Source organism: Burkholderia sp. WP9, from assembly GCF_900104795.1.
Classification (GTDB): Bacteria; Pseudomonadota; Gammaproteobacteria; order Burkholderiales; family Burkholderiaceae; genus Paraburkholderia.
In genome coordinates this window covers 3214908-3240323 of record NZ_FNTG01000001.1, presented here as the reverse complement: position 1 = coordinate 3240323, position 25416 = coordinate 3214908, and the positions used below count along the sequence as shown (strand labels likewise).

Below are 25416 nucleotides of genomic sequence, written 5' to 3'. Positions count from 1 at the left end.
CGAGGCCGGCCGCGAACCAATTCGACTGCACGGCTGCGAGCGATGTTCCGCGCTCATGCGATACGCACGGTCCAACGCGCAGTGAACGGACGATCAACGCGCAGTCAACGCACAGTCAACGCACCGAGCAACGCATACAACACATGCAACGCCGAGCGGTCCGCTCACCAGGTTTTCTGTTTCCGAGCCGACGATTGCGCCGCACCTCGCGTACGGCATCATGCCTTTTCGTCACGCGGCGCCGCACTATACCCCAGCTCATACGAGAGCTTTTGCGCGCACTCGCGCAGCGCCGTGTCGATTTCTCCGCCCCAGCGAATATCGAACGCGCCCTCATGACCGAGCGCGACGAGGCCGAGCGCGAGTTCGCCGGTCGAGTCGAATACGGGCATCGAGAACGCGTGGATGGTGGGCAGCAACATGCCTTCCACGCGCGCCGCCTGGTGCTCGCGCACTTGCGCGAGCACCTGCTCGACTTCGTCTCGCGTGCGCGGACCACCCATATGTGACGAGCGCCGCGAATCGGCCAGTTCACGTTCAAGCATCGCGGCGGTCTTGCTCGACGGCAGATATGCCGCGAACAGCAGGCCGGTGGCGGAACTGAGCAGCGGCATCACATCGCCGAGTTTCAGCGACGCCTTTGCCGGATAGCTCGATTCCATCCAGTGCACCATGGTCGGCCCCTGATTGCCCCATACCGCGATGCCGACCGTGAGATCGAGCCGGTCGCGCAATTCGGACAGCGCGATGCGCGCGAGCTTCACACCGTCCACGCGGGCGAGCCGCGCGAGTCCCAATTGCAGCGCAAAACCGCCCAGTTCGTAACGGCCCGACAAAGGATCTTGCGACACCACGCCGAGGCGCAGAAAACTCACCAGGTAACGATGCGCCTTTGCCGGGCTCATGCCGGCACGCTGGGCGAGATCGCGCAGCATCATGGCGCGCGGTTCGTGAGTCAGGACATCGAGCAATCTGAAGCCGACTTCGATCGACTGGATGCCCGAGCGCAGTTTTTCCTCGCCGCTGTCGGCGCTTTCGTCTTCGGATTCGGGCGTGTCGAGCGGTTCGGCGGAGTCGGCGTCGGTGCGGATCGCGCCGGAGCGGGCAATAGGAGGCATGAGCGAGGCGCACGAAGCGCATTCAAAGGTGATACACGGGTGAGGCGGACGCGGGCATTTGGGCTGCGCCGATTCACCATCGTAGAATAGATTCCTTCTATCGTCACTAACACGGTTCACTCATCTATGAAACTTGCCACGCTGAAGGACGGCACGCGCGACGGCCAGCTGATCGTCGTGTCCCGCGACCTGCACACCGCGGCCGTCGCCGACGCAATCGCGCCCACGTTGCAGCGCGTGCTCGACGACTGGGCCTTCTATGCGCCGCAACTGCACGATCTGTATGACGCGCTCAATCAGGGCCGCGCGCGCAACACCTTCGCTTTCGACGCGAGGGAATGCATGGCGCCGCTGCCGCGCGCGTTCCAGTGGGCCGACGGCTCGTCGTATGTGAACCATGTCGAACTGGTGCGGCGCGCGCGCGGCGCGGAAATGCCGCCGGAGTTCTGGACCGACCCGCTGATGTATCAGGGAGGTAGCGACGACTTCATCGGACCGAAGGATGACGTGCTGTGCGCATCCGAGGCATTCGGTATCGACTTCGAGGCGGAAGTTGCCGTGATCACCACCGACGTGCCGATGGGCGCCACGCCCGATCAGGCGCTCAGGAGCGTGCGTCTGATCACGCTCGTCAACGACGTCTCGCTGCGCAACCTGATTCCCGCCGAACTGGCGAAGGGCTTCGGCTTTTTCCAGAGCAAACCGGCCACGTCGTTCGCGCCGGTCGCGGTGACGCCCGACGAACTCGGCGAACACTGGCGCGAAGGCCGCGTGCACCGGCCGATGATCGTCCACTGGAATGGCAAGAAAGTCGGTCAGCCGGACGCCGGCACCGACATGGTGTTCCACTTCGGCCAGTTGATCGCGCACGCAGCGAAGACGCGCAACCTGCGCGCGGGCGCGATCGTGGGCTCGGGCACGGTATCGAACAAGGACGCCAAGCGCGGCTATTGCTGTATCGCCGAGAAGCGCTGCCTCGAAACGATCGAGCACGGTGCGCCGCAAACCGAGTTCATGAAGTACGGCGACACGGTGAAGATCGAAATGTTCGATGAAGCGGGCAAGTCGATTTTCGGTTCGATCGACCAGGGCATCGCGCCGCTGGATTGATGCACGCTCCGGCGCGCGCCGCGCCGGATGCGAAAGGGTTTAGCCCGATGCCGCGGCCGGTGCGCGCGGCTACACTGACTGGCGCGGCGGCGCGGCCCGGGGCGGGCTGGCAGTGGGGACATCGCATGAACGCCGTGACGCAGAACAGCGCGTGAATGACACGTGAGCCGGGCACGAGCAAGTCCATCGGCAGCACATCAAAAACGAAAAACCGTGAGGAGACAGCATGCCGCAAATCGAAACCCTTGAACCTGGAAGCCGGCGCGCTCGCGCATCGAGCCTGCGCGTGAATCGATCGCATAACCGGCTCGCGCGTCGTGCCGTTGCATTGTGCGCGGCAGTTGCGGGCATCCTGCCCGGCATTGCACTGGCGCAGGTGAAAATCGGCCTCGTGCTGTCGCTGACCGGGCCGGCCGCGTCGCTCGGCATTCCCGCACGCGATACGGTTGCGTTGCTGCCCAAGCAGATCGGCGGTCAGCGCGTCGAATACATCGTGCTCGACGACGCGTCCGATACCACTCAGGCCGTGCAGGACACCAAGAAGCTGATCTCCGAAAATCACGTCGATGCGATCATCGGCTCGTCGATCACGCCGAATTCGCTGGCGATGATCGACGTGGTCGCCGAAGGTGAAACACCGATGATCTCGCTGGCGTCGTCGGCGAAGATCATCGAGCCGGTGGACGCGAAACGCCACTGGGTCTTCAAGACGCCACAAACGGACGCGATGATGGCGTCGGCGATTGCCGAACATGCCAGCCTGCACGGCGTTAAAACCATTGCGTTCATCGGCCAGGCCGACGCGCTCGGCGAAACCTTCTACACCGAGGTCGCGAAGTTCGCGCAACTGCATCACATCAGTATGGTGGCGAGCGAGCGCTTCAATCGCACCGATCCGAGCGTGACCGGCCAGGTCCTCAAGATTCTGGCGACGCATCCCGATGCCGTGGTGGTCGGCGCGGCCGGCACGCCCGCCGCGTTGCCGCCGAAGACGCTGCGGGAACGCGGTTACAAAGGGCTGATCTATCACAATCACGGGGTCGGCAATAACGACTTCCTGCGCGTGTGCGGCGCGGATTGCAACGGCACCTTCCTGCCCGCGAGTCCGGTGCTGGTCGCCGCGCAATTGCCGGCGGATCATCCGGCCAAGCGCCTCGCGCTCGACTACATCGCGCGCTTCGAAGCCGTGCGCGGCACGGGCAGCGTGTCGGCGTTCGGCTCGTACACATGGGACGCGGGCATGCTGCTCGGTCAGGCTGTACCGGTCGCGCTGAAAAGCGGCGCGCCGGGCTCGCCGGAATTTCGCCGTGCACTGCGCAATGCGCTCGAAGCGACGCGCGGTCTCGCGGATACCAACGGCGTCGTCAACATGAGCGCCACCGATCACCTCGGGCTCGATCAACGGGCGCGTGTGATGGTCGAGATCAAGAATGGGAAGTGGGTTTATCAGCCGCGCTGAACGAGCGGCGCATGCGCCACTCAGTAAAACGCTGGGCCGTTTCATGTTTTTCGCGCCGCTTGCACGTGCGGTGGCGGCGCGCTCAATGAACGCGGCCCGGTTCAACAGATACACCGATATACGGATTGCTCATCATGTCTCAGGCACCACACCGTAACGACGCGTTTTACGCGCACTATCAGTCGCTCCAGTTGCATCGCCATCCGCACGGCGTGCTCGAAGTCGTGATGAGCGGCGAGGGCGCCAACAAGAGCGGACTCGCCACCGCCAACGCGCGCATGCACTTCGAACTCGCCGAGATCTGGCGCGACATCGACCGCGATCCCGATACGCGTGTGGCGATCATTCGCGGTGAGGGCAAGGGATTTTCGGCCGGCGGCGACCTGCAACTCGTCGAAGACATGGCAACCGATTTCGACGTGCGCGCGCGCGTGTGGCGCGAGGCGCGCGATCTGGTCTACAACGTGATCAATTGCAGCAAGCCGGTCGTTTCCGCCATGCACGGCCCGGCGGTGGGCGCGGGGCTCGTGGCGGGCCTGCTCGCCGACATCTCGATCGCGGCGAAGACGGCGCGCATTATCGACGGCCACACGCGTCTGGGCGTGGCCGCGGGCGATCACGCGGCGATCGTGTGGCCGCTCCTGTGCGGCATGGCGAAAGCCAAGTATTACCTGATGCTATGCGAACCGGTGAGCGGCGAAGAGGCGGAGCGTATTGGCCTCGTGTCGCTTGCCGTCGACGAAAACGATCTGCTGCCGAAGGCTTTCGAGGTTGCGCAGAAGCTGGCCAACGGCTCGCAAACGGCGATCCGCTGGACCAAATACGCGTTGAACAACTGGCTGCGCTCGGCAGGGCCCGCGTTCGATACGTCGCTCGCGCTGGAATTCATGGGCTTTGCCGGGCCGGATGTGCGCGAAGGCGTGAACTCGCTGCGCGAGCGGCGGGCGCCGGACTTCGGCGGCGCCGACCCGTGGCGCGGGAAATCGTCGGGCGGCGGCGCGGTGGACGGCGAGCGCTCGTGACGCCACTGTCCGCGCGGTATGATCGAATCAGACGCGCGCGGCACGGCGCCCCTTCCTTTCTTTATGCAGCGAGGCGACAAGCATGACCGACACTCCTGGCTCCACGCCGCCCTTTCCCGGCTTTCCTGGATTTCCGCCCGCTGAAATGCTCGAGCGCATGTGGGGCATGATGCGCATGTCGCCGTTCGGCTCGGCTTTCTCCGGCGCGCAACCGGGCGGCAGCCTCGGTCCCTCGCTCTCCATGATGTCGGACATGATGGCACCGCTCACGAATGTCGAGGAACTCGACAAGCGCATCACCGACATGCGCGCAGTCGAGCAATGGCTCAAGCTGAATCTGAACATGTTGCAGTCCGCGATTCAGGCGCTCGAAGTGCAGCGCGCGACGCTCGCGACGCTGCGCGCGTTCGGCGCCTTCGCGCAGTCGTCGATGACGCAGCCCGCGGCGGCCTCCGCCGCGCCGAGTCCCACAGCGCCGACGGGCTGGCCGCATCCGGCCGCACCGGCGCCCACCCCGGCGCCGGCTGCTTCGGCGAGCGCCGGTTCGTCGGCCGAAGAGCCCTCCGGCGACGAAGAGCAAACGCCGGCAACGCCGCCCTTCGACGCGTCCGCGTGGTGGAATCTGCTGCAATCCCAGTTCAACCAGATCGCCCAGTTCGCGATGACGCAGCCGGCGGCCGCGGCTGGCAGCGCGGCAACCGATTCCGCGCCAGGCGAAGAGGCGGCGTCGGCATCCGGCGCTGAACCGGCGAGCGACGCGCCGCCGCCCCCCGCGCAGGAAGCGGAGCACGCGGCTACGCGGCCGGCGGCGAAGCGGGCGCCGACCTCGGCCAGGCGCACGAGTGGTACGAGCACCACAAGTGGTGCGAGCGCCAGCCCGAGAACCACGAAAAAGTCTATCTAACAGAAGGAATGAAACGCGGCGGCGCGAGTCCGAGCCCTGGCGCTGCCGGAAACGGCGAATTCGCCGTCTGTCATGGTTTTGACGCCGATCTTCGACACACTCCGCGAATCTCGCAATGGGTTGCGCGAGATCAGTCAGGCACCGGAATTGCGTCTGTTGCAGTGCGGGTTGCGTCAGGTCAGCGTGCTATCATTGTGTAAGCTATTTATGTGGCTTTTGGGCGTGCGTTGAAAACAACCAATCCAACCGCCCTTGCTGCATCGCCGCCGGTATCCCCGGCGCAGGGCTGGACGGTGCGGCCTTGATCGCAGACTGGCTCGACCTCAGGCACGGGTATCCCTCACCCACGGTTGGCCGCGCAGCGCATAACCTAAGGTTAGGCGTAGGCGCAAAACGCCAGGACTTCTTTGCCGCCAGGTGCATCTGGGCGGCCGATTACCGCGTAAAATTGAATGCTTGGCCGGCAAACGGCGCGCACCCGGTGCGATCCGTTCGTCGTGAGCAAAAGTGCTACACGTAGTAGTAACAGACACAGACAGTATGCGCAGAACAGGGGTGGGACTATGAACACCATGCTTTATCCGGAACTTTATAAATCGCTCGAATCCGTTCGATGGGACATGGAGAAAGACATTCCCTGGGACAAGTTCGATGCATCGCTATTGACCGACGAGCAGGCAGCGACGATCAAGATGAACGCGATCACCGAATGGTCGGCGTTGCCCGCCACGGAAATGTTTCTGCGTGACAACCATCACGACAGCGATTTCTCCGCGTTCATGAGCGTGTGGTTCTTCGAAGAACAGAAGCATTCGCTGGTCCTGATGGAATATCTGCGCCGCTTCAAGCCGGAAATGTGCCCGACCGAAGAAGAGCTGCACGCGGTGCGCTTCGAATTCGATCCGGCGCCGCCGCTCGAAACGCTCATGCTGCACTTCTGCGGCGAAATCCGCCTGAATCACTGGTATCGCCGTGCCGCCGAATGGCACACCGAGCCGGTTATCAAGCACATCTACGAAACGATCTCGCGCGACGAAGCGCGTCATGGCGGCGCATATCTGCGCTACATGAAGAAGGCCATGTCGCAAACCGGCGACATCGCGCGCGCTGCGTTTGCGAAGATCGGCGTGCTGATGGCATCGGCTCGCCGCACGGAAAAGCCGCTGCACCCCACCAACCTGCACGTGAACCAGGCGCTGTTCCCGCGCGACACGATTCAATCGCGTCTGCCGGATCCTGAATGGCTCGAACGCTGGCTCGACGAGCAGATCCGTTTCGACGACAGCTGGGAAAAGAAGGTGGTGGAGCGCATTCTGCACAACCTGTCGATTCTCTTCGAGCGCACGTTCAACACGGCGCAGGAACTGAACCGCTACCGCAAGGAAGTGGTGCTGCGTCTGCAGGCCGAGCAGAAGTCGGCCGAACAGCCGGCTTGATGGTCGAAAGCGCCTGACTCCGGTTTGCGGCGCGCGCCGCGAACCGGCTCGAGGGTTTCAGGAAAGGCCTGGCACGCGCGAGCTTGCCGGGCCTTTTTGCTTCATGCCGTTCACCGTGTATCGTGACGGCACTTCCTTGTCTCTTTCCGACTCCGTCATGGCTGCCATTTTTGAACGCAAGATCCTGACGCGCGATGCTCTGGCGACGCTGCGTCCTTCGCTGAGCGCGCCAGTTGTGTTTACCAACGGTGTGTTCGATATCCTGCATCGCGGGCATGTCACTTATCTCGCGGACGCCAAGGCTTTGGGCGCCTGCCTGATTGTCGGCGTGAATAGCGATGCATCGGTTCGCATGCTCGGTAAAGGCGACGACCGGCCCATCAATAACGAGGCGGACCGCATGGCGTTGCTGGCAGCGCTGGAGAGCGTCGACTACGTGGTGTGCTTCGGCGAGAAGACGCCCGTGGAGTTGATTTCGGCGCTTCGGCCGGATGTGCTCGTCAAGGGCGGCGACTACGACATGGACACGTTGCCCGAGTCGGCCATTGTGCGAGGCTGGGGCGGCAAGGCGTTGGCGATTCCCTTCGAGCATGACCGCTCGACCACCGCGTTGCTGAAGAAAGTCCGTACTCAGGGCTAATGGCTGAGTGGCGCTCAATGGCGCTTAATGGTGCCGCGGTAAAGTTGCCGTGTCGAACCGGCTCCTTGCGTTTCGAATCTTGACGGCCGGACGCGTAACTGCCCGCGTTACTGCGACAGCGCGGAGGCCGCGATCGGCGCCGCCGGTGCCGGTCCGCCCACCACTGCCTGATCGGCGGCCTCGGCTGCCGTGACCGGCTTCACCTTCAACCATTCCGGATGAACCTGGCGGTTCAGATGGTTGGGCTCGCGTCCGCCGGCTGTGGGCGTCGGGCCGAATACGCCGCGCACCGCGACGAATGCCAGCATGTTGGCAAGAAACAATATGGCGATCAGCCAGCGCAGCATTGTTGGTTTTCCCCGTCCAGAAGTTGAGCCGCCGTTATACGCGGTTATCCATATCGCCGCGATCAGGCCGCGCGTTAAGCTGCGCGCTCGGCGGCGATCAGCGCAAGACCGGACAGCACGAGCGAATCGTGGCGAGTATGCGGCACTTTCAGTGCACTCGCCACTTCGTCCACAGCGCCGCCGCTGACTACGAGCCGTACCGGCACCCGCCACTCTTCCTGCAGATCACGCCACATCCGCTCGATCAACCCCGCTTGCGCCAACGTGCAGCCGGCGGACAACGAGCGCGGCGTGTCGGTTGCGAAGAACGGACCACGGCGTGCGGCGTCGGCCGAACTGCCGTCGAGCAGGCCGCGGGCCGCATTGGCGTCGAGCGTCGGCAGTTGCGCCGTGTGCTCGCCGAGCGAGCGCATCATCAAAGTCCAGCCTGGCGCGATCAGACCGCCGACAAAGCAGCCGTCCGCACGCAATGCCTCGAGCGTAGTGGCCGTGCCGAACGTCGCGATCAGGAGATGTTCACCGGGAAACGCCGCGTGCGCGCCGATCATGCCGGCCCAGCGGTCGCTGCCGAGCGTATGCGGCGCGGTGTAGCTGTTGGTCACGCCGCATTGCTCTGGGCACGCGCGGATCGTGGTGAGCGGCAGGTGTGGCCAGTGCGCGTCGAGCAATGCGGCAATCCGCTGCGCGACACTTTCACCCGCCACATTCGACAACCATGCGCCGCCGGGCGTGGGCAAGTTCGACCAGTCCGGCTGATCCTCGCCGCCGTGCCCCAGCGCGCCGCCCGCAATCTGCGAACCGCCCGTCTGCACCAGCGCCCACTTGATGCGGCTATTGCCCGCGTCGATCAACAGATCAGGCTTGCCGCTCGTCATGCAGCACCGTCGGCCAGACGCAGCGAGATGTCGCCCGTCGCGACGATCTGGCGGCCGGTCGCGGTATCGAGCAGCAACTGACCGCGCTCGTCGACGCCCGCCGCCACGCCGCGCATCTGTTCCTCGCCTTGTTCCAGCAACACGACTTCGCGGCCTGCGTAAGCGTGCACCGCGTTCCAACGCGCCTGGAACGGCGCGAAGCCTTCAGCGCCGAAGCGCTGCAAAGCCGGTTCGAGTGCATTCAGTTCGGCGGCGAGCGTATCGGTGAGGTTGGCGTTGGGGAGCGCGCGCTGCAATGCGGTCGGAACGGTGCCGCGCGCCTGCGGCGGCGCACTGGCGTTCAGCGCACCGACTTTGGCGGCGAGTTCGTCCGCGCCCTTCACGTTGGTGCCGATGCCGATCACCACCGCGCTGGCTTTATCCGTGCTCCACGCGGTTTCGATCAGGATGCCGGCCAGCTTGTCGCCTTCGAGCAGGACGTCGTTCGGCCACTTCAGCGCGATCTGGCCGGGACCCGCGACCGGCAGCGAGCGCAGCCCGTCGACCAGCGCCACGCCCACGGCGAGACTCAGGCCCGCGAGTCCTTCGAGCGGGCGCGGCAGCACGCAGGCCACCGAAAATAGCAGCGCATTGCCCGGCTCCGCGTACCACGGACGGCCGCGGCGGCCACGCCCGGCCGTCTGCAGATACGCGACCCGCACGATCGGCCGCGGCAATGCGCCGGCCTTGCGCGGCAACGCTTTGACGCGGGCCATCAAATCGGCGTTGGTCGAGCCGGTTTCCTCGACGATCTCGATCGGCCAATCGTTCGCCTGCGGGCCGAACAGGGCGACGGCGCGCTCGCGGTCGATGCGCCAATCGGTTGGGTGCGCGGCTGCGGCGGCGGCCTGCGGGGGAGTCTTGGAAGCGTTCATGACTCATATTGTAGCGACAGCGAACGCGCTCAGCCCACGTGGACGGTCCTTCTGCCGCGCCTTCGTTACAATGGCCCCTAAACCGATAACCAGATTCAGCGATCCTTGAACTACGACACTCCGCCCGGCCTCGAAGTCGCGGCAGGCAGCCAAGGCAAGATCGTCCGGCTCTCGGGCCAGTGGACGGCGCTCGCGCTCGCCCGCGACCGGGCCACCGGGCACGTGATTCCGCTACTGCGTTCACTGGTCGGCACCGAAGGTATCGGCCAGTGGGACCTGTCGCGCATCGACCGGATGGACCACGTCGGCGGCCAGGCGCTGTGGCGCGTGTGGGGGCACAAGATGCCGGCGGATACCACGCTCACCGACACGCAGCGCGACATTTTCGAGCGCATCGCGCTGCTCGACACCGTGCGCGAGACAGCCGAGCCGGTAATCAAACTCGATCCGTTCACGCGGCTGGGACTCGCGATCTTCTCGTTCTTCGAGCATCTGTATGGCGGCGTGGCCATGCTCGGGCGCGTCGTGCTCGATCTGATAGAGATCGTGCGCAAGCCGAAAATCACGCCGTGGACCGAGATCTCCGCGAATATCTATAACGCCGGCACCAAGGCCTTGCCGATCACGGCGCTGGTCGCGTTCCTGATCGGCATCGTGCTGAGCTATCTGTCGGCGCAGCAACTGCGGCTTTTTGGCGCAAACCAGTACATCGTCAATATTCTCGGCCTCTCGGTGATTCGCGAACTCGGACCGGTGCTCTCGGCGATTCTGGTGGCGGGCCGCTCGGGCTCGGCCATCACCGCGCAGATCGGCGTGATGCGCGTGACCGAGGAACTCGACGCCATGCGCGTGATGGGCATTCCGCACGGCCTGCGGCTTATCCTGCCGCGCGTGCTCGCGCTCGGCGTGGCCATGCCGCTGCTCGTCATGTGGACCAACATCATTGCGCTGACCGGCGGCGCACTGGCCGCCAAGATCGTGCTCGGCATCGACATGAGCTACTTCGCGCGGGCGTTGCCGGGCGTCGTGCCGGTTGCGAATCTGTGGATCGGGCTCGGCAAGGGCGTGGTGTTCGGTATGCTGATCGCGATCGTCGGTTGTCACTTCGGTTTCCGTATCAAGGCCAATTCGCAAAGTCTCGGCGAAGGCACGACGACCTCGGTGGTGACCTCGATCACGATCGTGATTCTCGCGGACGCCGTGTTCGCGATCCTCTTCCAGAACGTGGGGCTCGGATGATCGCGCCACTCACTCAGGCCGTGCGTGGCCAACCCGTCCCCTCGATCGCCGAGCCGGTGATCGAAGTGATCGACGTGACCAAGCGCTACGGCCGCAACATCGTGCACCAGCATCTGAATCTGGACGTGCGGCGCGGCGAGATCATGGCGATCGTCGGCGGCTCGGGTTCCGGCAAGACCACGCTGGTGCGGCAGATTCTCGGTCTCGAGCGTCCGTCGTCCGGCACCATCAAGCTGTTCGGCGAGAATCTCGCGACCATTTCGCCGGAAACCGCGCTGCTCATGCGCAGCCGCTCGGGCATGCTGTTTCAGCGCGGCGCGCTGTTCTCGTCGCTCTCGGTGTTCGACAACATCGCGCAGCCGGTGCGCGAACTCGGCCAGGTGCCCGAAGATCTGTTGCGCGACATCGTGATGCTCAAGCTCGAGATGGTCGGCCTGCCGTGCAAGCATGCGTCGAAAATGCCGTCGGCGCTGTCGGGCGGCATGATCAAACGCGTGGGCATTGCCCGGGCTATCGCGCTCGAACCCGAACTGCTGTTTCTCGACGAGCCGACGGCCGGACTCGATCCGCAGGCGTCCGATGAATTCGTCGAACTGATCTCCGCGCTGCACCGCGCGCTCGGCCTGACGGTGGTGATGGTCACGCACGATCTCGACACGATGATCGCGCTGTCCACCCGCGTCGCCGTGCTGGCGGATCGCAAGGTGCTGGTCGCCGCGCCGGTCGAAGAGGCGGCGGCGGTCGATCATCCTTTTATCCGCGAGTATTTCCTCGGCTTGCGCGGGCGGCGCGCATTGCAGGCGTTGCCGCCGGAGCGCCGCGCGAAGCTGCCGCGCGCCGCGCTCGAGCCGGCGTCGTCCGAATTGCCGCTGTGAACCAGGGAACCTGACAATGGAAAACAAATCACATGCCTTCTGGGCCGGGCTCTTCACGATCGTTTTGCTGGCGGCAGTCGCGGTGGCGGCTTTTTTGTTCAACGTCGACCGTTCCGTGCGGGTGCCGTACGATCTGATTGCGCGCACCAACGTCACGGGCCTGTTTACCGACGCTGCGGTGCGCTACCGGGGGCTCGACGTCGGCAAGGTGCAGTCGATCAAATTCGATCCGGATCATCCCGGGCAGATTCTGATCCGTATTCTCGTGGACACGCACGCGCCGATTACGCATTCGACATTCGGCAGCCTGGGTTTCCAGGGCGTGACCGGTATCGCCTTCATCCAGCTGGATGACAACGGGCGCGATCCGACGCCACTGCCGTCGTCGGCCAAACAGGTCGCGCAGTTGCCCATGCGCCCCGGCTTGCTCGATCAACTGCAGCAACGCGGCGACGTGCTGCTGCGTAAACTCGAAAAAGTCGCAAACGACGTCGACAATCTGTTGTCGCCGGAAATGGCCGCGCAGTTGCAAGGCACGGCGGCGAGCCTTCAGAAGGCTGCGGACGGCGTCGCCACGCTGACCCAGCAGATCGCGCCGGCCGCCGGCAAGTTGCCCGGCACGCTGGATCAGTTGGACCGCACGCTGGCGTCGACCAATCAGTTGATCACCGGGCTGAACCGCCCGAACGGTCCGTTCGAGACCAACCTGAACAAGGTCGGCACGGCCGCGCAACAGGCGGGTGATGCGCTGACGTCGATGAACGGCTCGTTGCAGGAACTGTCGGCGCGGGTCGGCTACGACACCTTGCCGCGCGTCAATTCGCTCGCTGAAGACGTGCGCTCCGCCGCCCGCTCGGTGGATCGCGCAGCCGATACGTTCAGCACCAATCCGCGCAGCGTGCTGTTCGGCGCGCCGGGTGTGGCGCCTGGCCCTGGCGAAGCAGGATTCCAGTGGCCTGCCGCCCGCGCCGCCAAATGATTTTGAAGGTTTGAAGAAAGGAAGATTGTCATGTCACGCTCGATTCACCGATTGTTCTCCTCGAGCGCCGCGCTAGCGGTGTTGCTCGCATTCGGCGTGCTGGCCGCGGGCTGCGCCGGTAACCCCGCGGCGCTCTCGGACATTCGCTACGACTTCGGGCCGCCGGCTCCGGCGGCGTCCGCGGGTACGTCACCGGCTGTGAAGGTGCTCGACGTCAGCGCACCGGACGTGCTCGAATCGGACAAGCTGGTTTACCGTCTTAGCTTCGCCGACGCACAGCAGACCGCTGCTTACGCGAACAGCCACTGGACCATGATGCCTTCGCAGTTGCTGACGCAGCGTCTGCGTGGCGCGCTCAGCTCGCGCGGCACCGTGCTGACGGGCGCCGACGGCGTGTCCGCGCCGGTGTTGAAGGTCGATCTGAGCGAGTTCGAACAGGTTTTCGACAGCCAGTCCGAAAGTCACGCCGCGGTTACCGCGCGCGCCACGCTGATTCAGAGCGGCAAGGTGATCGGTCAGCGCACCTTTATCGCGCGCGCGCCGTCCAGGTCGGCGGACGCTGCCGGCGGTGCGCAGGCGCTCGCTACCGCCAGCGACGATCTGGTCGCGCAGATTGGCGCGTGGCTCGGCGTGCAGGCGCTGGTCGCCGCGCAATGACCGGCTCGCAGCGCACGCAACGGAGCGCTGCATGAGCGAACGACCCTGGCTGCGCCGTCCGTCGGCGCTCGCCCGGCAAGCGCTGGTGCTGTATGCCGCGTTGATCGTCTACGGTTCGTGGTATCCGTTTTCGGGCTGGCGTTCGCTCGGCCTCGGTCCGTTTGCTTTCCTGTCCGATCCCATGCCGCAGTACCTGACGGCGTTCGACGTCGTCACCAACGTGCTCGGCTATATGCCGTTCGGCGCGCTGGTGGTGCTTGCGCTCTATCCGCGCTGGCGCGGCACGCTGGCAGTCGCGCTCGCCTTCGTGCTCGGCGGCCTGCTCTCGGGCGCGATGGAAGCCGTGCAAACCTATCTGCCGACGCGTGTCGCTTCCAACCTCGATCTCGCCGCCAATGCGCTCGGCGCGCTGCTCGGCGCGGCCATCATGTCGCCGGCCACGGGCGCGCTGCTCGACCGCGGTTTGCTGCGGCGCTTGCGGCTCGTGTGGTTCGAGCGCGATCGAGCCGCGCTCGCGTGTCTGGTCGCGGCGTGGCCGTTCGCGACGATGTACCCGGCGCCACGCCTGTTCGGTCTCGGCAACTGGCCGCGCGCGCTCTGGCTGCGTTTCGATTCGACCACCCAGGATGCGTTGCTCGCGTGGACGCCGCCGGGCTGGCACGTTGGCGCCTGGCCGGCCGTCGTCGCCGCCTGGATGCCCGACGACGTGTGGGAAGCGGTGATCACCACGCTCAACCTGTTCGCGGCGCTCGCGCTGGCGTCGTTGCCGGTGCGTCGGCATGCGCCGCGCGTGCGTTTGTTGCTCCTGTTCATTTTCATGACCTTGTGCGTGAAGGTCGGCGCGACGTTTTTGCAGTCGCAGTCCGGTCTCGCGTTCGACTGGGCCACGCCCGGCGCGCTCGCGGGGCTCGTGTGCGGCACCGCGGCCGCACTGTGCGCGCTGCGACTGCGGCGCCGGTCCCGCGCGATGCTGGCAGGTGTCGCGCTGACGGTCGCGCTGGTGTTCGTCAATCTGTTGCCCGTGAATCCTTATTTCGATGCCGTGCTCGCCGACTGGCGGCAAGGGCGCTATCTGCACTTCAACGGTCTGGCGCACTGGCTCGCATGGATCTGGCCGTACGCGGCGCTGGTGTGGCTGGCGTATGTGGTCGAGCAGGCGTGGCTCAGACGGCGCGTGAAGCACGCATAAAGCCCGAGCGAAGCGCAGCCGGCATCGGCGGCCTCCGGTCCCGCTCGTTATAATCGTTCGCACAACAGGCGCGCCGTCGTGCATTCAGCGCCATTCCCACCCTGGCAGTTTCGCCCCGGACATCATGGACTCCTTCTACAAGTACCACGTCTTCTTCTGTCTCAATCAGCGCGAGCCCGGCGCGGAGCGCCCGAGCTGCGCGAACTGCAACGCGCAGGAGATGCAGGAATATGCGAAAAAACGCGTGAAGAAACTCGGTCTCGCAGGTCCGGGTCAGGTACGCATCAACAAGGCCGGTTGCCTCGACCGCTGCGAGCTCGGCCCAACGCTCGTCGTGTATCCGGAAGGCGTCTGGTACACGTATGTCGACGAGAGCGACATCGACGAAATCGTCGACTCGCATCTGGTGACCGGCAAGATTGTCGAGCGTCTGAAAATCGATCAATAAGCCTCGCCATGAACACACATACGAAGAAGTATCTGATCGACGGCCCGGTCGGCAAGATCGAGGTCGCGCTGGATCTGCCCGACGCAACGCGCGAGAGCGGCGCCGCGCCGCGCGGCATCGCGCTGGTCGCGCATCCGCATCCGCTGTTCGGCGGCACGATGGACAACAAGGTCGCGCAAACGCTCGCGCGCACGCTCGTGCAGTTGAACTACGTGACCTATCGCTCGAATTTTCGCGGCGTCGGCGAAACGCAAGGGGAGCATGACGCGGGCATCGGCGAGCGTGACGACTTGCGCGCCGTGCTCGATCACATGCGCGCCGAACCGGGTCAGGCCGATCTGCCGCTCGTGCTCGCGGGTTTTTCGTTCGGCACTTTCGTGCTGTCGCACGTGGCCGCGAAGCTGCGCGAAGAAGGTCAGGAGGTCGAGCGAATGGTGCTGGTCGGCACGGCGGCGAGCCGCTGGGAGGTCGCGCCCGTGCCGGAAAACACGCTCGTGATTCACGGCGAGACCGACGAGACGGTTCCCATTCAATCCGTTTACGACTGGGCGCGTCCGCAGGAACTGCCCGTGGTCGTGATTCCGGGGGCGGAACATTTTCTGCATCGCAAGCTGCACGTTCTGAAGCGGATCATCGTCGACGCGTGGCGGTGATCGGCATGCGCCGTGTGTTTTCCGGGGTACAGGTACGCGCAAACGCAAATTAATCGCCGGCCTTTGCGCAAAGTTACCGGGAGAGCACGCGTATAATGGCGACTCTTTTTTGGGCGCAGCGCCGCCCATCCGGCAGTTCGCGCGACGCGTAGCGTCTTTTCGCCGCAGCGGTGCCGGATGCAGGGCGTGCTGCGCGAACCGATCGCGTGGCCGGAAGTCCAATGGCGCTGTGTCGTTTTACGGCCAGACGCCGCCGACCGGCTCTTCCAAACAATGCGCCCTGCGCGCGATGTACTTTTCTGCACGAATCGACCCTATGCGTTTCTCCACCTCCGGCCGCACGTCGTTCCCTTCTGTTGCTTCCTTCGTTTCCCCTACGCTTAGCCGTGCCGTGACTCTCGGCATCGTGTTGCCGGCCACGCTCGCCGCCAGCACGGCGTTCGCGCAGGTGCCGCCGCCGGCGGTGAACGCGCGTTCGTGGGTGCTCGTCGACGCCACCAGCAACCAGGTGCTCGCCTCGGGCAACGCCGACGAACGCGTGGAACCCGCGTCGCTCACCAAGCTGATGACGGCGTACCTCGTCTTCGAAGCACTGCAGACGAAGAAGATCACGATGGAACAGACGGTCATGCCGAGCGAAGCCGTGCGCCGCGTGCGCACCGACGAATCGCGCATGTTCATCGAAGCGAACAAGCCGGTGACCGTGCACGATCTGGTCTACGGCATGATCATCCAGTCGGGTAACGACGCGGCGATCGCGCTGGCCGAACTGGTAGGCGGCAGCGAAGCGCAGTTCGTCAACATGATGAACACCGAAGCGCAGCGCCTCGGCATGAAGCACACGCATTTCGCCGACGTGAACGGCATGCCCGACCCGCAGCACTACACGACCGCGGGCGACCTCGCGATCCTGTCGGCGCGTCTGATTCGCGACTTCCCCGACTACTACAACATTTTCTCGGTCAAGGAATTCACGTACAACAAGATCAAGCAGCCGAACCGCAATCGCCTGCTGTGGATCGACCCGACGGTGGACGGTCTGAAAACCGGTCACACGCAAGCCGCCGGTTACTGCCTGATCGCGAGCGCGAAGCGTTCGCTGCCGGGCACGACGGACGCATCGCGCCGTCTCGTCTCGGTCATGATGGGCGAGACCAAGGAACACGACCGCGTGCAGGACAGCCTGAAGATGCTGAACTACGGCTACACCGCGTACGACACGGTGCGTCTGTACAAGGCGAATCAGGTGGTGGGCACGCCGCGCGTCTATAAGGGTGCGCAGGACACCGTGCAGATCGGCGTGAAGGGCGATCAGTACATCACCGTGCCGAAGGGCATGGGCGACAAGGTGAAGCCGCAGATCGAGCAGATCGATCCGCTGATCGCGCCGCTCGCGAACGGTCAGCAGGTCGGCACGGTGAAGCTGGTCGCCGACGGCAAGGTGCTGGCGCAGTTCCCGGTGGTGGCCTTGCAGGCCGTTCCGCAAGCCGGCGTGGTTGGCCGCGTGTGGGATTCGCTGATGCTCATGTTCAACAAGAAGAAGTAAGAGCCCGATTGCAATGACCGCTGTTTCCGATGTTTCGCCTGATCCGATTGTCTATCTGAACGGCGAGTTGGTGCCGTTGTCCGAAGCGCGAGTGCCGGTTCTCGACCGCGGCTTTATTTTCGGCGACGGTATCTACGAAGTCGCGCCGCTCTACGCTCATCCCGCGCAAGCGGGCGGCCGTACGCCGTTTCGTTTCCAGCAGCACCTCGCGCGGCTCGCGCGCTCGGTCGGCAAGATCGGCATCGCCAATCCGTTCGACGACGCCGGCTGGCGCGCGCTGATCGGGCAGGTGGTCGCGGCGAACGAGGCGGATGGCGGTTTGCGCGCCGATCAGGACGCAATTGCCTATATTCAGGTCACGCGCGGTGTCGCGAAACGCGGACATGCTTTTCCTGCGGGCATCCAGCCGACCGTGTTCGTGATGGTCACGCCGCTGAACCTGCCGGACGCGGCACAGCGTGCGCAAGGCGTGCGTTGCGTCACTGCGGAAGATCGTCGCTGGCTCAATTGCGATATCAAGTCGGTCTCGTTGCTCGGCAACGTGCTGATGGCGCAATACGCCGCGGAGAACGACGCGTTCGAGACCATCCAGTTTCGCGACGGCATGCTGACCGAAGGGTCGTCGTCGAATGTGTGGATGGTGAAGGACGGCGTGTTGTCCGCGCCGCCGCGCAGCCACAAGATTCTCGAAGGGATTCGGTACGGCCTGATCGAGGAACTGGCGGGCGAATGCGGCATCCGTTTCGAGGCGCGTGAGATTGGCGAGGCCGAACTGCGCGCGGCGGACGAGATCATTGTCAGTTCGGCAACCAAGGAAGTGCTGCCGGTCACGCAGCTCGACGGCCAGCCGGTCGGCGAGGGCAAACCGGGTGCGGTCTTTGCGGCGCTGTACGCGGCTTATCAGCGAGCCAAGACCCAGGAAGCGCGCGAGGCGCAGCAAGGAGTAGAAAATGAGTCCCGTGAACGAATCACTGTTTGAGTTTCCCTGCGATTTCCCGATCAAGATCATGGGCAAATCGCATCCCGAGTTCGCCGAGACGATCGTTACGGTGGTCCGGCGGTTCGACAATGAAGTCGACGAATCGCGCGTGGAGATGCGGCCGTCCAGCGGTGGCAACTACACCGGCCTGACCGTCACGGTGCGCGCCACGAGCCGCGATCAGCTCGACGATATCTACCGCGCACTCACCGGCCACCCGATGGTGAAGGTCGTGCTGTAACGCATCTCCCCGCGTCTGATTTACGGCGTGATGCGCAATGCGTCCGCCGTCCTTCCCGCGCTTGAGCCGGGTCCCGCCTCGCAAGCACGGTCAAAAAGCTGCTTGAAGCGTCCCACCTCTTCGAACACCCAGTCGCGAAATGCTCTGACCCGGGCGGTTTCGAGCATCTGCGGCGGGCAGATGAAGTAGTACTGCCACGGGCTCGGTCCATCCACATCGAATAGACGCACAAGGCGGCCTGCCGCGATCTCGTGCATGGCCAGTGAGCGGCGCGTGAGCGCGACGCCCTGGCCGTCGATGGCCGCTTGCAGCAGATTCGACGAATCCTGGTACAACACGCCGCGCTTCGGCTCGGGCCAGTCGGTGAGGCCGGCGGCGTCGAACCAGGGACGCCATAGCTCGTCGTCGGAACGCAGCAGCGGGACGTTGGCCAGATCGGCCGGCGTTTGCGGCAGCTTGCCGCCGTTGAAATTCGGCGCGCAGGCGGGAAAGAAAATCTCCTCCAGCAATAATTCCGAATGCAACCCCGAATATTTGCCGAAGCCAAAACGGATCGCCACGTCGACGTCGTCACGCGCGAAATCCGTTAGTGCGTTGGTGGATAGCAGTTCGAGGTCCCACTGCGGATGCGCCTCGATAAAGCTGCCGACGCGCGGCGTCACCCAGCGCGCCGCAAACGACGACAGCATGGACACGACGAGCCGCCGCTCGCGGTCGCCGGCGCGGATCTGGCGGGTGGCGTCGGCGAGCGCCATCAGCGCGGAGCGCACGTGCGTGGCATAGCGCCGGCCGGTCTCGGTGAGCCGCACGCGCTTGCCGTCGCGCGCGAACAGCGAGACGCCCAGTTCGGCCTCGAGCGCGCGGATCTGGTGGCTGACGGCGCCGTGGGTGACGAAGAGTTCGTCGGCCGCGCGCGAGAAGCTTTCGTGACGGGCGGCGGCCTCGAACGCCTTGATCGCGTTCAGTGCGGGGAGTTGCCGGAGGTCCATGCCAATATTTCTCACATAGAGGTGAAAATAGATCGTTTTGCGTAAACCCTTGCTACGCCTAGGATTGTAGTCACGAAACGTTTTTTGGCGAGGGCATCATGCGAGAAATTTCCTCTAGCATAGCGTTTGAAATCCGCAGTGGCGAAACACTTCCGTTGAAGGTGGCGCGCAGTACCAAGCTGGTCGTTCGCGGCGGCGCGGTATGGGTCACACGCAGCGACGACATCGAGGATTACTGGCTGCAACCCGGTCACACGCTGCGACTTCGGCGCGGAGAACGGTTGTGGCTGAGCGCTGAAGGCGACACGCAGGCAAAGGTGGCGTTTTCCGTGCCGACGCGTTGCGATGAGCGTGCGCTGAACTGGTTCGCGCGGATCGGCGAACGGCTGGCGGCGCGCGTGCGGGGTGGCTGGCGGACGGTTTGACGGATGCGAGGGGCGCGCCAGGTTCGGCGAACGATGCTGCTGAACGGTTGAGCGTCGCCTCTGGCCTGAGCACGCTGCTGGCTCAGCCACGCGACGGCGGCTGGCAAGACCGGCGAGGCTGGACCACACCGGTTTTGCCCTTCAAGGGCGAACGAGTCGCCCCCGACGTGACACTCCCAACGCGCCCAGTTCCGGCGAGGATTCCCGTATTTCGGTAAACTGGCGAAATCATGTGCGCCACCCCGGTTTTACCCATCCCCTTGCCTGCCTCTGTGCCGCTTACGCTGCGTTGGCGTGGCAGCGAACCCTACCAGACCAGTTTCGACGCCATGCGCGCGTTCACCGACGAGCGCACGGCAGATACCCCCGACGAAATCTGGCTGGTCGAACACCCTCCCGTCTTTACGCTAGGCCAGGCGGGCGATCCCGCCCATCTGCTGGCCGCCGACAGCGGCATTCCTCTGGTCAAAGTCGACCGGGGCGGGCAAATCACGTATCACGGGCCCGGCCAGGTCGTGGCTTATCTGCTGCTCGATTTGCGCCGTCGCAAGCTGATGGTGCGCGAGTTGGTCACGCGGATCGAGCAAGCCGTGATCGACACGCTTGCGGCGTATAATCTCGCCGGAGAACGAAAGGCGGGCGCACCCGGTATCTACGTGGCGCCCGGGCCGGACGCCGGGTTGCATGCCGGCGCCAAGATCGCGGCGCTGGGTTTGAAAATCCGCAACGGCTGCAGCTATCACGGCGTGAGCCTGAACGTGAGCATGGATTTGCGACCGTTTCTGGCCATCAATCCGTGCGGCTACGCAGGGCTCGAAACGGTCGATATGGCAACGCTAGGCGTTACCGCCGGCTGGGACGACGTGGCCCATACCTTTGCAGCACGCCTCACCGCAAACCTCGACGGCAGTCCCGCGGCCGTCGCCCAACCACAGGCCGGTGCACTCACCGCCTGACTGGACCGAACGAATGACTGACGTTACCGCGAACCTCGCAGCTTCTCCCGCTCCTGATGCCGTGCCGGCCCCCGCCGCCTACGACGCTACCGCGAAGCAGAAAGCCCAAGCCAAGACCGCCCGTATTCCCATCAAGGTCATCCCGATCGAGAAGCTGAAGAAACCGGACTGGATTCGCGTCAAGGCGGCCACCGGCAATTCGCGTTTCTACGAAATCAAGCAGATCCTGCGCGAGCACAATCTTCACACGGTGTGTGAAGAAGCGAGCTGCCCGAACATTGGCGAATGCTTCGGCAAGGGCACCGCGACCTTCATGATCATGGGCGACAAGTGCACGCGCCGTTGCCCGTTCTGCGACGTCGGCCACGGTCGCCCAGATCCGCTCGACGCGGATGAGCCCGGTAATCTCGCGCGCACAATTGCTGCGCTGAAACTGAAGTACGTGGTGATCACCAGCGTTGACCGTGACGATTTGCGTGACGGTGGCGCGGCCCACTTCGTGGAATGTATCCGTCAGACGCGTGAGCTTTCGCCGGAGACGCGCATTGAAATTCTGACGCCGGACTTCCGCGGCCGCCTGGATCGCGCGCTCGGCATCCTGAACGCCGCACCGCCCGATGTGATGAATCACAACCTCGAAACGGTGCCGCGTCTGTACAAGGAAGCGCGGCCGGGTTCGGACTACGCGCATTCGCTGAAGCTGCTGAAAGACTTCAAGGCGCTGCATCCCGACGTGGCCACCAAGTCCGGTCTGATGGTCGGCCTTGGCGAAACCGAAGAAGAGATTCTGCAAGTAATGCGCGATCTGCGCGAGCACGACGTGGACATGCTGACGATCGGTCAATACCTGCAGCCGTCTGAGCACCATCTGCCGGTGCGCTCGTACGTGCACCCGGACACGTTCAAGATGTACGAGGAAGAAGCGTACAAGATGGGTTTCACGCACGCCGCAGTGGGCGCAATGGTTCGTTCGAGCTACCACGCAGATTTGCAGGCGCATGGAGCCGGTGTGGTCTGAGTATTTTCGCTAGCGGTTGGATTGAGAAAAGCCTGCACGTGTTGCAGGCTTTTTTCTTTGGGGCGGCGAAACATCGAGAACAGGAATCGCGCGCTGTTGTTCTGCTCCCGCGAGTTACCGGTAGTACCGTGCAAGCAGCATGCAGATCGAGGACATCGTTCCACCGATGATGGAAAAAGGAATGCTGAGCTCGATAATGCGATAGCGCAGCTCGCGGTTCTCGATAATGTAGTCGATCAGATTGGGCATATTGGATATCCCTGTTGGACGTGCATGGAAGTATAGCCGGGGCAATTAAAAATTAGTTAGGTTAACGAATAATGAGGTGGTGCGAATGAGGCGGCGACGGTCGCGGTCATGATTAGCGAAGGCCACATCAGCCTGCCTTCCTGTGCTGTGTCGCCGCTACGGTATTCAAGGTGTGGCGATGAGTCAGCCGCGCCGAACGACACGAGGATAGACGCCGCCTGGCGCACATCGAAATGACGCAGCAGCAGTCGCCGCTAACCAACCGAACATGAAAAGCAATGCTAAAACAGCGTGATTAGCAATCGCGGATTAATTAGAACCGGCCGCGAGCAAACTGCCTATAGTCGAAAGCCTCCCGAACCCTACCTACTCATGAGGCTTCACGATGAACCGCTTTCGCCGTTCGCTTACCGCGTTCGCCACGCTGCTCGCACTGTCCGCGCCGTTTGCTTCCGTGGCGCACGCCGACACCAAAGAAGTCGTGATTGCGTATCAGGACATGGTGGTGCCGTGGCGCTACGCGCAGGCCACCGGCGAAGTGGAGAAAGCCACCGGCTACAAGATCACTTACCGCAAACTCGGCAGCGGCGCCGACGTGATCCGCGCGTTGGCGTCCGGTTCGGTGCAACTCGGTGAAGCCGGCTCCAGCCCGATCGCGGCCGGGCTGTCGCAGGGCGTGGATATTTCGCTGTTCTGGATTCTCGACAATATCAACGACGCCGAAGCGCTGGTCGCCCGCGACGGCTCCAATGTCACGAGCATCGCGGGCCTCAAGGGCAAGAAAATCGGCGTGCCGTTCGTGTCCACCTCGCACTTTCATACATTGGTCGCGTTGCAGAGCGCAGGCGTGAATCCGGCCGACGTCAAGATCGTCAACCTGCGCCCGCCTGAAGTCGCGGCGGCGTGGGAGCGTGGCGACATCGACGCAACGTACATCTGGGATCCGGTACTGGCCAAGGTCAAGAAGAGCGGCAAGGTGCTCATCACCTCGGGGCAGGTCGCGCAGCAAACCGGCAAGGCGACGTTCGACGGGTTCGTGGTCGATCGCAAGTTCGCCAGTCAGAACGCCGAATTTGTCACGCGCTTCGTGAAGGTGCTGGCCGCAACCGACGCGAATTATCGCGACCACACCTCCGCATGGACGGCTTCGTCGCCGCAGGTCGAGGCGGTCGCGAAAGAGTCCGGCGCGAACGCGCAGGAAGTGCCGGCGAGCCTCGCGTTGTACGCGTTCCCGACGCCCGCCCAGCAGGCTTCGAATGCATGGCTTGGCGGCGGCGCGCAATCGGGCGCGGCGAAGTCGCTGGCTGCGACCGCGGCGTTTTTGAAGACGCAAGGCACGATCCAGAACGTGCTGGCCGATTACTCGACCGGTGTCGATCCGCAGTTCGTGCAACGCGCGGCGCACTGATCGGCGCAGTCAGTTTTCAATCAGCATCATGAGGTCCGGCGATGAGCGGTCTTGAAATACGGCAATTGCAAGTCGCCTACGAAGGCACGCGCGGCGCGGCGCCGCATGTCGCGCTAGCCGATGTCGATCTGCGTATCGAACCCGGTGAGTTCGTGGTCGCGCTGGGCGCGTCGGGCTGTGGCAAAACGACTTTGCTCAACTGCATTGCAGGCTTTATCCAGCCGACTGAAGGCGAGGTGCGGCTGAACGGCGAACCCGTCATCGGGCCGGGTGCGGACCGCGGTGTGGTGTTCCAGAAGTATGCGTTGATGCCGTGGCTCGACGTGCTCGACAACGTCGCACTCGGCTTGCGTTTTCAACGCGTACCCAAGGCGGAGCGCGAGCGCATTGCGCTCGACATGCTGAAGCTCGTCGGACTCGAAAAGCATGCGCGCTCGCAAGTCTATGCGCTGTCGGGCGGCATGCAGCAGCGTGTGGGAATCGCCCGCGCGCTGGCCAGCGATCCGCAAGTGCTGCTAATGGACGAGCCGATGGGCGCACTCGACGCCATGACGCGCGAGTCGATGCAGGAACTCGTACTCGACGTCTGGGGCCGCACGCGCAAGACGGTGTTTTTCATTACCCACAGCGTCGAAGAGGCGCTCTTTCTCGCGACCCGCCTCGTCGTCATGACGCCGGGTCCGGGCCGCATCGCCGATAGCTACGGCTTACCGTTCGCGCAGCGTTTCCTGCAGACGCGCGATGCACGCGCGGTGAAGTCGTCGGCGGATTTCATCGAGTGGCGCGAGCTGTTGGTGCATCGGCTGCGCGAGCGTAATCAGGAAGAGGTGGTGTCGTGACGGCTTCGCGTGAATCATTGGGCAATGTGCCGCTCGCCGGGACCGGCAAGCGGCCGCAGCGTACCGCGCGTCCCGTACGCGGCTGGCGTTTGCCGGGCGAAGGTCCGAGCGCGGCACTCAGCGCGCTCTCGGTCACGACGCTCGCGGCGTTGTGGTGGCTTGCCACGCATCTGCATTGGCTGCCGCCGCTCTTTCTGCCGGCGCCCGAAGCCGTCTGGGCCGCCTTTGTCGACGCGTGGCACGGCCGCATTCAAGGCGGCTTGCCGCTTTCAGAGCATCTCGCATGGAGTGCGTTGCGCGTGTTCGGTGCGTTTGCGCTCGCCGCGGTCACGGCCGTGCCGGTCGGTATCCTGATGGGCGTGAGCCGGGTCGCGCGCGGCCTTCTCGATCCGCCGCTGGAGTTCTACCGGCCGCTGCCGCCGCTCGCTTATCTGCCGCTGGTGGTGATCTGGTTCGGCATCGACGAAACGGCGAAGATCGTCGTGATCTATCTCGCCTGCTTCGCGCCGATTGCTATGGCCGCACGCGCCGGCGTGCGCAGCGCAACGATCGAGCAGATTCATGCGGCGTATTCACTGGGCGGCCGCTTTTCGCAGATCGTGCGGCACGTGGTCCTGCCCGCCGCGCTACCGGAGATTCTGACGGGCCTGCGGATCGCAATCGGCTTCGGCTGGACCACGCTGGTCGCCGCCGAAATGGTCGCGGCCACCACGGGCCTGGGTCAGATGGTGCTGAACGCGTCGAGCTTTCTGCGTACCGACGTGGTGGTGATGGGCGTCGTGCTGATCGGTCTGATCGCGTGGTTCTTCGATCTGGGTATGCGAGCGCTCGAGCGGCGGCTCGTGCCGTGGAAAGGGCGCGTGTAGCGCGGCGGCTGCCGCGCCGCATCGAACTCAATAAA

28 protein-coding genes are annotated in these 25416 nt (G+C 64.3%); 22 read left to right on the top strand and 6 right to left on the bottom strand.

The window, feature by feature from the left end; translation table 11 throughout:
• Positions 1 to 218 precede the first annotated feature (218 nt).
• Entirely contained in the window at positions 219 to 1118 is a 900-nt protein-coding gene (locus tag BLW71_RS14400) for an IclR family transcriptional regulator (RefSeq protein ID WP_091796921.1), read from the bottom strand.
• A 126-nt stretch (positions 1119 to 1244) separates the two neighbouring features.
• Between BLW71_RS14400 and BLW71_RS14395 the strand changes: the two genes are divergently transcribed.
• From BLW71_RS14395 to rfaE2, 6 genes are all read left to right on the top strand, one after another.
• Positions 1245 to 2228 carry a fumarylacetoacetate hydrolase family protein gene (locus tag BLW71_RS14395; protein ID WP_091796919.1) on the top strand — a complete coding sequence of 328 codons (984 nt, stop codon included), beginning with the start codon at positions 1245 to 1247 and terminating at the stop codon, positions 2226 to 2228.
• 226 nt (positions 2229 to 2454) lie between these two features.
• Positions 2455 to 3687, top strand: coding sequence for an ABC transporter substrate-binding protein (locus BLW71_RS14390; protein ID WP_091796916.1), 1233 nt, complete (start codon positions 2455 to 2457; stop codon positions 3685 to 3687).
• A 134-nt stretch (positions 3688 to 3821) separates the two neighbouring features.
• A complete protein-coding gene (locus tag BLW71_RS14385) occupies positions 3822 to 4709 on the top strand; it encodes an enoyl-CoA hydratase/isomerase family protein (protein WP_091796914.1) in 888 nt (295 codons plus the stop codon).
• An 82-nt stretch (positions 4710 to 4791) separates the two neighbouring features.
• Positions 4792 to 5613, top strand: coding sequence for a PhaM family polyhydroxyalkanoate granule multifunctional regulatory protein (locus BLW71_RS14380; RefSeq protein ID WP_091796913.1), 822 nt, complete (start codon positions 4792 to 4794; stop codon positions 5611 to 5613).
• Between the two features lie 563 nt (positions 5614 to 6176).
• Complete coding sequence (locus BLW71_RS14375; RefSeq protein ID WP_091796911.1) at positions 6177 to 7049, top strand: ferritin family protein; 873 nt, start codon at positions 6177 to 6179, stop codon at positions 7047 to 7049.
• Between the two features lie 157 nt (positions 7050 to 7206).
• Positions 7207 to 7689: a D-glycero-beta-D-manno-heptose 1-phosphate adenylyltransferase gene (rfaE2, locus tag BLW71_RS14370; protein ID WP_091800843.1), complete on the top strand. Its 483-nt coding sequence runs from the start codon at positions 7207 to 7209 to the stop codon at positions 7687 to 7689.
• Positions 7690 to 7796: 107 nt separating this feature from the next.
• On the opposite strand, the gene BLW71_RS14365 is transcribed toward rfaE2, so the two are convergent.
• The 3 genes from BLW71_RS14365 to BLW71_RS14355 form a co-directional block, all read right to left on the bottom strand.
• Positions 7797 to 8036, bottom strand: a complete 240-nt coding sequence (locus BLW71_RS14365) for a hypothetical protein (protein ID WP_091796909.1) — start codon at positions 8034 to 8036, stop codon at positions 7797 to 7799.
• Positions 8037 to 8110: 74 nt separating this feature from the next.
• Positions 8111 to 8911: a type III pantothenate kinase gene (locus BLW71_RS14360; RefSeq protein ID WP_091796906.1), complete on the bottom strand. Its 801-nt coding sequence runs from the start codon at positions 8909 to 8911 to the stop codon at positions 8111 to 8113.
• On the bottom strand, positions 8908 to 9825 hold the full coding sequence (locus BLW71_RS14355) for a biotin--[acetyl-CoA-carboxylase] ligase (RefSeq protein ID WP_091796904.1): 918 nt from the start codon (positions 9823 to 9825) through the stop codon (positions 8908 to 8910). Before BLW71_RS14355 ends, BLW71_RS14360 begins: the two co-directional genes overlap by 4 nt.
• Positions 9826 to 9930: 105 nt before the next feature.
• Here BLW71_RS14355 and BLW71_RS14350 point away from each other — a divergent pair, with 105 nt between their 5' ends.
• The 10 genes from BLW71_RS14350 to BLW71_RS14305 all read left to right on the top strand — a co-directional run bounded on the left by BLW71_RS14350 (position 9931) and on the right by BLW71_RS14305 (position 18631).
• On the top strand, positions 9931 to 11064 hold the full coding sequence (locus BLW71_RS14350; RefSeq protein WP_091796903.1) for an MlaE family ABC transporter permease: 1134 nt from the start codon (positions 9931 to 9933) through the stop codon (positions 11062 to 11064).
• Entirely contained in the window at positions 11061 to 11939 is an 879-nt protein-coding gene (locus BLW71_RS14345) for an ABC transporter ATP-binding protein (protein WP_091796902.1), read from the top strand. The genes BLW71_RS14350 and BLW71_RS14345 overlap by 4 nt, the downstream gene beginning before the upstream one ends.
• 16 nt (positions 11940 to 11955) lie before the next feature.
• Positions 11956 to 12918, top strand: a complete 963-nt coding sequence (locus tag BLW71_RS14340; protein ID WP_091796901.1) for an MlaD family protein — start codon at positions 11956 to 11958, stop codon at positions 12916 to 12918.
• 30 nt (positions 12919 to 12948) lie between these two features.
• Positions 12949 to 13575 (top strand): ABC-type transport auxiliary lipoprotein family protein, encoded by a 627-nt coding sequence (locus BLW71_RS14335; protein ID WP_091796900.1) that lies wholly within the window; start codon positions 12949 to 12951, stop codon positions 13573 to 13575.
• A 31-nt stretch (positions 13576 to 13606) separates the two neighbouring features.
• Positions 13607 to 14764, top strand: a complete 1158-nt coding sequence (locus BLW71_RS14330) for a VanZ family protein (protein WP_091796899.1) — start codon at positions 13607 to 13609, stop codon at positions 14762 to 14764.
• 124 nt (positions 14765 to 14888) lie between these two features.
• Positions 14889 to 15212 carry a (2Fe-2S) ferredoxin domain-containing protein gene (locus tag BLW71_RS14325; RefSeq protein WP_091796898.1) on the top strand — a complete coding sequence of 108 codons (324 nt, stop codon included), beginning with the start codon at positions 14889 to 14891 and terminating at the stop codon, positions 15210 to 15212.
• Positions 15213 to 15220: 8 nt separating this feature from the next.
• Positions 15221 to 15865 (top strand): alpha/beta hydrolase, encoded by a 645-nt coding sequence (locus BLW71_RS14320; protein ID WP_091796897.1) that lies wholly within the window; start codon positions 15221 to 15223, stop codon positions 15863 to 15865.
• Positions 15866 to 16181: 316 nt separating this feature from the next.
• Entirely contained in the window at positions 16182 to 17411 is a 1230-nt protein-coding gene (locus BLW71_RS14315) for a D-alanyl-D-alanine carboxypeptidase family protein (RefSeq protein ID WP_091796896.1), read from the top strand.
• Between the two features lie 13 nt (positions 17412 to 17424).
• Positions 17425 to 18390, top strand: coding sequence for a D-amino acid aminotransferase (locus BLW71_RS14310; protein WP_091796895.1), 966 nt, complete (start codon positions 17425 to 17427; stop codon positions 18388 to 18390).
• Entirely contained in the window at positions 18362 to 18631 is a 270-nt protein-coding gene (locus BLW71_RS14305; RefSeq protein ID WP_091796894.1) for a DUF493 family protein, read from the top strand. Before BLW71_RS14310 ends, BLW71_RS14305 begins: the two co-directional genes overlap by 29 nt.
• Positions 18632 to 18651: 20 nt before the next feature.
• Here BLW71_RS14305 and BLW71_RS14300 read toward each other — a convergent pair whose 3' ends face one another.
• Positions 18652 to 19620, bottom strand: coding sequence for a transcriptional regulator GcvA (locus BLW71_RS14300; protein WP_091796893.1), 969 nt, complete (start codon positions 19618 to 19620; stop codon positions 18652 to 18654).
• 98 nt (positions 19621 to 19718) lie between these two features.
• Here BLW71_RS14300 and BLW71_RS14295 point away from each other — a divergent pair, with 98 nt between their 5' ends.
• The 3 genes from BLW71_RS14295 to lipA all read left to right on the top strand — a co-directional run bounded on the left by BLW71_RS14295 (position 19719) and on the right by lipA (position 22019).
• Positions 19719 to 20045: a DUF2917 domain-containing protein gene (locus tag BLW71_RS14295; protein ID WP_091796892.1), complete on the top strand. Its 327-nt coding sequence runs from the start codon at positions 19719 to 19721 to the stop codon at positions 20043 to 20045.
• Between the two features lie 230 nt (positions 20046 to 20275).
• Positions 20276 to 21001 (top strand): lipoyl(octanoyl) transferase LipB, encoded by a 726-nt coding sequence (gene lipB / locus BLW71_RS14290; RefSeq protein ID WP_091796891.1) that lies wholly within the window; start codon positions 20276 to 20278, stop codon positions 20999 to 21001.
• A gap of 13 nt (positions 21002 to 21014) precedes the next feature.
• Positions 21015 to 22019 (top strand): lipoyl synthase, encoded by a 1005-nt coding sequence (gene lipA / locus BLW71_RS14285; RefSeq protein ID WP_091796890.1) that lies wholly within the window; start codon positions 21015 to 21017, stop codon positions 22017 to 22019.
• Positions 22020 to 22133: 114 nt separating this feature from the next.
• On the opposite strand, the gene BLW71_RS42260 is transcribed toward lipA, so the two are convergent.
• Entirely contained in the window at positions 22134 to 22268 is a 135-nt protein-coding gene (locus BLW71_RS42260) for a hypothetical protein (RefSeq protein WP_286161997.1), read from the bottom strand.
• Positions 22269 to 22653: 385 nt separating this feature from the next.
• Between BLW71_RS42260 and tauA the strand changes: the two genes are divergently transcribed.
• The 3 genes from tauA to BLW71_RS14270 are packed head-to-tail and all read left to right on the top strand — an operon-like array spanning position 22654 to position 25381.
• Positions 22654 to 23676, top strand: a complete 1023-nt coding sequence (gene tauA, locus BLW71_RS14280; RefSeq protein ID WP_091796889.1) for a taurine ABC transporter substrate-binding protein — start codon at positions 22654 to 22656, stop codon at positions 23674 to 23676.
• 41 nt (positions 23677 to 23717) lie between these two features.
• A complete protein-coding gene (locus BLW71_RS14275) occupies positions 23718 to 24515 on the top strand; it encodes a taurine ABC transporter ATP-binding protein (RefSeq protein ID WP_091796888.1) in 798 nt (265 codons plus the stop codon).
• A 26-nt stretch (positions 24516 to 24541) separates the two neighbouring features.
• A complete protein-coding gene (locus tag BLW71_RS14270; protein ID WP_286162051.1) occupies positions 24542 to 25381 on the top strand; it encodes an ABC transporter permease subunit in 840 nt (279 codons plus the stop codon).
• The last annotated feature ends 35 nt before the right edge of the window (positions 25382 to 25416 follow it).